Annotated in this window: 5 protein-coding genes and 1 pseudogene; 2 read left to right on the forward strand and 4 right to left on the reverse strand. The window is 66.8% G+C overall.

Features of this window, described 5'->3' with window-relative positions; all coding sequences use genetic code 11:
• Positions 1-672 precede the first annotated feature (672 nt).
• The 4 genes and pseudogenes from AB0N24_RS07220 to AB0N24_RS07235 form a co-directional block, all read right to left on the reverse strand.
• A complete protein-coding gene (locus tag AB0N24_RS07220; protein ID WP_364122399.1) occupies positions 673-1,065 on the reverse strand; it encodes a transposase in 393 nt (130 codons plus the stop codon).
• Positions 1,066-1,209: 144 nt separating this feature from the next.
• Positions 1,210-1,849: pseudogene (locus AB0N24_RS07225) on the reverse strand (DeoR/GlpR family DNA-binding transcription regulator); the annotation flags it as partial.
• A 66-nt stretch (positions 1,850-1,915) separates the two neighbouring features.
• Positions 1,916-2,386 (reverse strand): GNAT family N-acetyltransferase, encoded by a 471-nt coding sequence (locus AB0N24_RS07230; protein ID WP_364122366.1) that lies wholly within the window; start codon positions 2,384-2,386, stop codon positions 1,916-1,918.
• Positions 2,387-2,406: 20 nt separating this feature from the next.
• Positions 2,407-3,279 carry a ribokinase gene (locus AB0N24_RS07235; protein ID WP_364122368.1) on the reverse strand — a complete coding sequence of 291 codons (873 nt, stop codon included), beginning with the start codon at positions 3,277-3,279 and terminating at the stop codon, positions 2,407-2,409.
• A 139-nt stretch (positions 3,280-3,418) separates the two neighbouring features.
• Between AB0N24_RS07235 and AB0N24_RS07240 the strand changes: the two genes are divergently transcribed.
• Positions 3,419-4,840 (forward strand): MFS transporter, encoded by a 1,422-nt coding sequence (locus tag AB0N24_RS07240; protein WP_364122370.1) that lies wholly within the window; start codon positions 3,419-3,421, stop codon positions 4,838-4,840.
• Positions 4,841-4,882: 42 nt separating this feature from the next.
• Positions 4,883-5,896, forward strand: coding sequence for a nucleoside hydrolase (locus AB0N24_RS07245; RefSeq protein ID WP_364122372.1), 1,014 nt, complete (start codon positions 4,883-4,885; stop codon positions 5,894-5,896).
• Positions 5,897-6,000: the final 104 nt, after the last annotated feature.

Genomic DNA, 6,000 nt, shown 5'->3' on the forward strand with positions numbered 1-6,000 from the left:
GCTATGTGCCGCAATTCGCCGAAGTCGCGGCAGCATAGAAAGGGGTTGAATGGGCGGCGGAAAGTTCGAGGTGCAGCTGCCGGTCGTGCGTCGGGTCCGAAATCCAGAAGAGTCCGGTCAGCCAGAGGAGTGCCGAATACTGCGCTGGCTGAAACGCAGGATTCCTAGGAAACCACCTCGGCTGCTGCCTTCCGGCGATGTCTCGGGGAGTCTGACTCCACGTGCCCCCAAATCCATCAGGACCACCGAGGGCCCGCAGACGAGTCCTTGGTTGTAGTCAGCTGCAAGACTTTGTCGACGGGGGTGCCTCTATGGTTTTGGTCAAACTGCTGAGGGTGTTCGTGGTTCGTAGAAGGATCCATCTCTGAGCATGGCGTCGTAGAGGTCAGCGCGTCGCGGGTATCGTCGACAAGCCGCTCGACCAGGGTCCGTTGCGCCGCCAACCCACGCGCGGCCGCCAACCGGATGAACCGGCCAGCGCCCAGCGCAGCCAGCCGTTTCGGGTCGGCAAATTCGGCCACCACCAGCCGGCCGACCTTAGTGCCCAGCACATCCGGCAGGACCAGCGTCAGCCCGGGGAAGGCCCGGTCGAGCTGGCCCAGCAGCTGATTCTTCGTCGCGGTTTCGCGCCAGGAGACCCTGCGGGTCCGGTGCGCCGCTCACGCGCCAAGCTCACCGATCACGGCCTCTGGTGCTGTGACCGGGATGCCACGGCCGCTCAACACCAGCCGGTGATCGCCTCCAGATCCAAGGCGTGGTTTTGACGCGCCGGCGTCCCTGGACCCTGCACTGCTCGGCCACGTGCGCCGGATTCACCCCTAGCACCTGCCAGCCTGCAGGCCATGCGGACGGCGGCATCAGCAGCGGGCGGTGGAAGTGCCCGGCGGACTCGATGCCGACTTTCACAGGGACATCGACCCCGGCAAGCCTGCTCCTGATCAGACCGAGAATCCCCTCCAGGCCGCGCCTTGTCATCTCGAAGTCCACCGGACCCAACAGACGGTGCCGGCCGGCATCAGTAACCGACAACGCGACCACTGTCTTGCCGACATCGACAGCCACCACAACAGGCAATTCATAACCGTGGCTGACTCAAAAGACATAACCCCGTCGAAAGGATCGGGGGATCCCGCGGAATAATGCCTGATCCCCAAAAGAATCTGATACATCCCGTCCTGACAGCTCCGGAGGCGTTTGTGAAGGACTAACTCAACTCATATCAGCCGACCTCCGCCAAACCTCTACCCCCGCATTCCGGAACTTCTGCACTTGGGCCAAGTCGGCGCCGTCGTCCGTTACCAGAGTCCAGGCGAGCGCGAGGCGCGCCCAGGCGTGGAAAGGCATAGGCCTAGCTTGGAGGAGTCCGCCAGGGTGTAGACATTGTTGACGCGCCGGGCCATGAGTTCCTTGAGCCGGGTCTGGGCGTGGCCGGCCTCGCAGATGCCGTCCTTGGCCGTGACGGCGTCGGCACCGAGGAACACGCGGTCAAAGCTCATCCGATCCAGGGCCGCCTCGGCCAGCGGCCCCACGAAGCTCTGACTCAGGCTTCGCAGCCGGCCGCCCAGGCAGTCCGCCTCGATGCTCTCGGAATCGGACAGCTCCTGCATGGTGTGGATGCCCGGCGTCGTCACGGACAGCTTTTCGAAGCCGCGCAGCTCATGGGCCAGCGCACCTACCGTGGAGCCGGCATGAGCAGGATGTCCTCCCCAGACCGGATCACGGACGCCGCCCAGCGGGCGATGGCATGCTTCTGCTCAAACGCCTCGCCGGTGCGCTGCCGCGGGGACGCCTCCGGGTGCGCACCCAGCGCCATGGCCCCTCCATGGGTGCGGGCCGGCCGGCCCTGCCCTTTGGGTTTCGGCAGGCTCAACCACCGGCCTAGACGGGCGCGGTTTCGACAAGCTCAACCACCGATCTACAGTTCCAGCCGAAATACCCAAAGAAGCACATCTTCGCCGGGAACGTACCAGTCACGGGCCGGAACCCGCTGGAAGCCCAGGGATTCATAGAGAAAATGTGCCCGTTCCATAAACGTCGCACTCGTAATGCTGATCGCACTGATCGCGGGCAGCGACTGGGCGTGCTCGATCACCCGACGGACAACGGCGCGCCCAACCCCGCCGCCTTGAACGGCCGGATCAACCGCGAGCATCCGGAACTCGAGCTCATTCTCAATCGCGATCTCGCTGTACAGCTGCCCTGCAAAGGTAAATGTCACCGCCGCGACCACCGCGCCGGAGGCCTCGGCCACCCACACCTCAGCATGCTCCGCCCGGTGTTCTACGTTCTCCAGCACGCGCATGTACGGGTGGTCGGCGGTGAAATGCCCGGCGTGGAGGTACGCCTCCCGGGTGATTCTCCGGAGTGCTGAATAGTCGGCGGGCATTGCCGGCCTAAAAACCAGGTTCACCGTCCAGCAACTCCGGCTCCGGCTGTCCGAGCAACGTACTCCTCCAGCAGAGCAAGCGCGGGCTGGGAAGAGGGGTCGCCCACCGCATCCGCCCCGACGGCGTTAGCCACGGCCAGCGCCCGGGCATAGGAAAGCCCCACCCGCAGCGCCAGCACCAGAGCCGCGCAAAATGCGTCGCCCGCGCCGATGGTGTTCGCCACTGTCACTGCCGAAGCGGGAGCCTCTGCCACCCGGTGCCCGTGCTCGAACATCGCCGACCCGTCCTTCCCGTACGTCACCGCGACGAGCTTCGCTTCTGCCAACGCCGGGATCAGCTCGTACTCGGTCTCGTTGACAATCACCAGGTCGCAGCGCTCCAGCAGGTCCGCCGGTAGGTCCATGGCCGGGGCCGCGTTCAGGACGAAGAAACCGGAGGAGCGCCTTGCCGCTTCCAGTACCACCGGCAGGCCGACTTCGAGCTGGCACAGCACCGTCTCTTCCGGCCCGAACTCCACGCCCTCCAAAGAGAACCTGGAGTTTGCCCCGGGGCAGACCACGATCTGGTTTTCGCCGTCGCGGTCCACCACGATCAGCGCGGTACCCGTCGCGTCGCCGTGGAGCACTGCCACATCAGTGGCGTCCACTCCCGCGCCAGAAAGGGACGCCAGCATCAGGCGGCCGGAGGCGTCATCGCCCACGGCTCCGATCATCCTCGCGCTCCCGCCCAGGCGCGCTGCGGCCACGGCCTGGTTGGCTCCCTTGCCGCCCGGCTGCTGGTGCAGGACACCATCGCCGATGGTCTCCCCGGCGGTGGGGAGCCTGTCCGTGGTGGCGATGATGTCGATGTTGATGCTGCCGACGACGGTGACGGCAGGAAGTCGAATGCTCATGGGAAGTCCTATCGGGTGAAGCCAAGGCGGGTGGATTAGAAAATAGTGTACGTCATGGTTGTACTTGTGCGTCATACATGGTTGTATAACAACTCACATGCCAAGGGCAGGACAGCCCTTTAGAACAAAGGAGTTTGATGTGAATACCCCAACTTCAGTCACCACGTCGCCGCCACAGATCGCCGAGGGGGAGCCAAAGATTGCCGGGCGCCGCGCCGCCCTGCTGATCTCCACCCTGCTGCTCGGCGTGCTGTCCTTCCAGCTCAACGCCAGCATGGTCACCCCAGCACTGCCGCAGATCGCCGCCTCCTTCGGCCTGGGCGCGGAGAGTGCAGCTCCCGTCCAGTCCATGTTCTTCCTCGCCGGCGCCATCGCCGGACCCGTCATCGGACGCTGGAGCGACTTCATCGGCCGCCGCGCCGCGCTGCTGCTGGTCCTCGGCATTATGGGCGCCGGAACCCTCCTCTGCATCGCGGCCCCGACGCTGCCCCTGCTCGTCACCGGCAGGTTCCTCCAGGGCGTTTCCAGCGCCGTCTTCGCCCTCGCTTACATTGTCCTCAGCGAGAACCTGCACGCCCGCCTCTTCGGCACCTCCGTGGGCATTATCGCGGCCATCAACGGAGGCGTCGGCGGCGTGGACGGCTACGTCGGCGGCCTCATGGCAGAAACCCTCGGCTTCCGGTCCATCTTCGTCGTCGTCCTCGTCCTGACGGCCATAGCCGCCGCCTGCATCATCAAAACCGTCCCGAGCGGACGTCCCCAGGGAGTACGCGGCGCCATGGACTGGTGGGGCGCAGGATCCCTGTCCGTGTTCCTGGTCTTCATCACCTACTTCGTCTCCGGAGGCTCGGCCGCCGGCTGGACCGCGCCGAACACCCTGGCCCTCCTGGCCGGCACCGTCGCGTCCTTCGCCGCCTTCTGGATGATCGAGAAGAAACGCAGCCACCCGCTCATCGCCGTCCCCCACCTGCGCTCCCGCCAGGTCTGGCCCGTCATCGCCACCACCGTCCTGACCCTCGCCGGCATCTTCGCCATCATCAACTTCACAGTGGTGCTGCTCGGCCAGGACACCCACCACGGCTTCGGACTCAGCGCCTCCCTTTCGGCACTGCTGTTCCTGACCCCCGCAGCGCTGATCGGCGTCTTCGCCGCACCCCTCGCCGGCTGGCTGGCCGATCGCCGCGGCTGGATCAAAACCCTCCGGGCCGGAACCGGGCTGAGCCTCGTCTGCGCCATCACCGCGGCCACGTTCTCCGACAACCAAGTGGCCGTCCTGATCGCCGTCGCCGCCCTCGGCATCTTCTACAACGGACTCTTCCTCACCGCCATCAACGGGCTCTCCGTCCTGCTCTCACCCAAGGAAGCACCCGCGGCCCTGCCCGGCATCAACGGCGCCTCCTTCGGCATCGGCGCGAGCCTCGGCGTCGTACTCGTGGCACCGTTCGCCGCCCAGGCGACGTCCGCCGGCTACACCACCGCGCTCTGGATCTCCGTGGCCATCACCGCGGCCGCGTTCATCGTCAGCCTCTTCGTCGCCGCCCCCAAGGGCGAATCCCTCTGACCACCCACCCAAACCCAGCATCAACGAAACGAGAACCACCCAATGACCACGCCCATCAGCCACCCGTTCTACCTCGACTGCGACACCGGGATCGATGACGCCCTCGCCCTGGCCTATCTGCTCGCCTCGCCGCAGGCGGATGTGCGGGGGATCGGGACCGTGAGCGGCAACGTCAGTGCCGCCGTCGGCGCCCGGAACACCCTGGACCTGCTCCAGCTCGCCGGGCACGCCCACATTCCCGTCGCGCTCGGAGCCCACGACCCGCAGGCCGGCACCTTCCACGGTGGTGCCCCGCACGTCCACGGCGCCAACGGGATCGGCGAAGTCTCGCTGGAGCCGGCCGACGCCGAGCTGATGCCCGGAACCGCCGCCGAAATGCTGGTCCGGCTCGCCCACGAGCACCCCGGCCAGCTGCGGATCCTGGCCGTCGGACCGCTCACCAACATCGCCGAAGCGCTGCGTCTGGACCCCGAGCTGCCGCGCCTGGTGCAGGACATCACCATCATGGGCGGCGCCGCGTTCGCCCCCGGGAACATCACCGCCGTGGCCGAGGCCAACATCGCCAACGACCCCGAAGCCGCGGCGGACGTCCTCGCCGCCGATTGGGACGTGACCCTGGTGCCGCTGGACGTCACGATGTCCAATGTGCTCGAGGAAAGCCACCGGCAGGAACTGCTCGCCGCCGGCCATCCGGTCCCGCAGGCCCTCGGCGACATGCTGGGCTATTACTTCCGCTTCTACGAGAGCCAGTTCGGCCGGGCCTGCTCGGCGATGCACGACCCCCTCGCCGCGGCCCTCGCGGTGGGCGGCGTCAGTGCTGCGGTGGCCCCGGTGGTGACGGTCGACGTCGACACCACCGACGGTCCCGGCCGCGGCCAGACCATCTGCGACCTCCGCGGACGGTACATGGACTACCCGCAGCAGCCCGGCGCCCGCTGCCGGGTGGTGCTGGAGCTCGACGGCGACTTCGCGCCGCACCTGGTGGAGGTGTTGCTTTCGTTTGTCGGCGCGGAAAGTACGACGGCGGCAGCGGCCCGGGTGCCGGCCGTCGCCTAAGCGGGCGTACTAGCTGTACTGCCCAGGCAGGTTGGTTAATCGGCTGATGGGCGGGTGGCCTCCGATTGCGGTGTGGGGCCTGTGGTGATTGTAGTGGTGCAGCC

Source organism: Arthrobacter sp. NPDC093128, from assembly GCF_040683875.1.
In the GTDB taxonomy this organism is placed as follows: Bacteria; Actinomycetota; Actinomycetes; order Actinomycetales; family Micrococcaceae; genus Arthrobacter.

Bases quoted from the DNA above. Each gene is read 5' to 3' on its own strand.
- AB0N24_RS07230 (WP_364122366.1), bottom strand. From the start codon at position 2,386: ATGCCCGCCGACTATTCAGCACTCCGGAGAATCACCCGGGAGGCGTAC.
- AB0N24_RS07245 (WP_364122372.1), top strand. From the start codon at position 4,883: ATGACCACGCCCATCAGCCACCCGTTCTACCTCGACTGCGACACCGGG.
- AB0N24_RS07235 (WP_364122368.1), bottom strand. From the start codon at position 3,279: ATGAGCATTCGACTTCCTGCCGTCACCGTCGTCGGCAGCATCAACATC.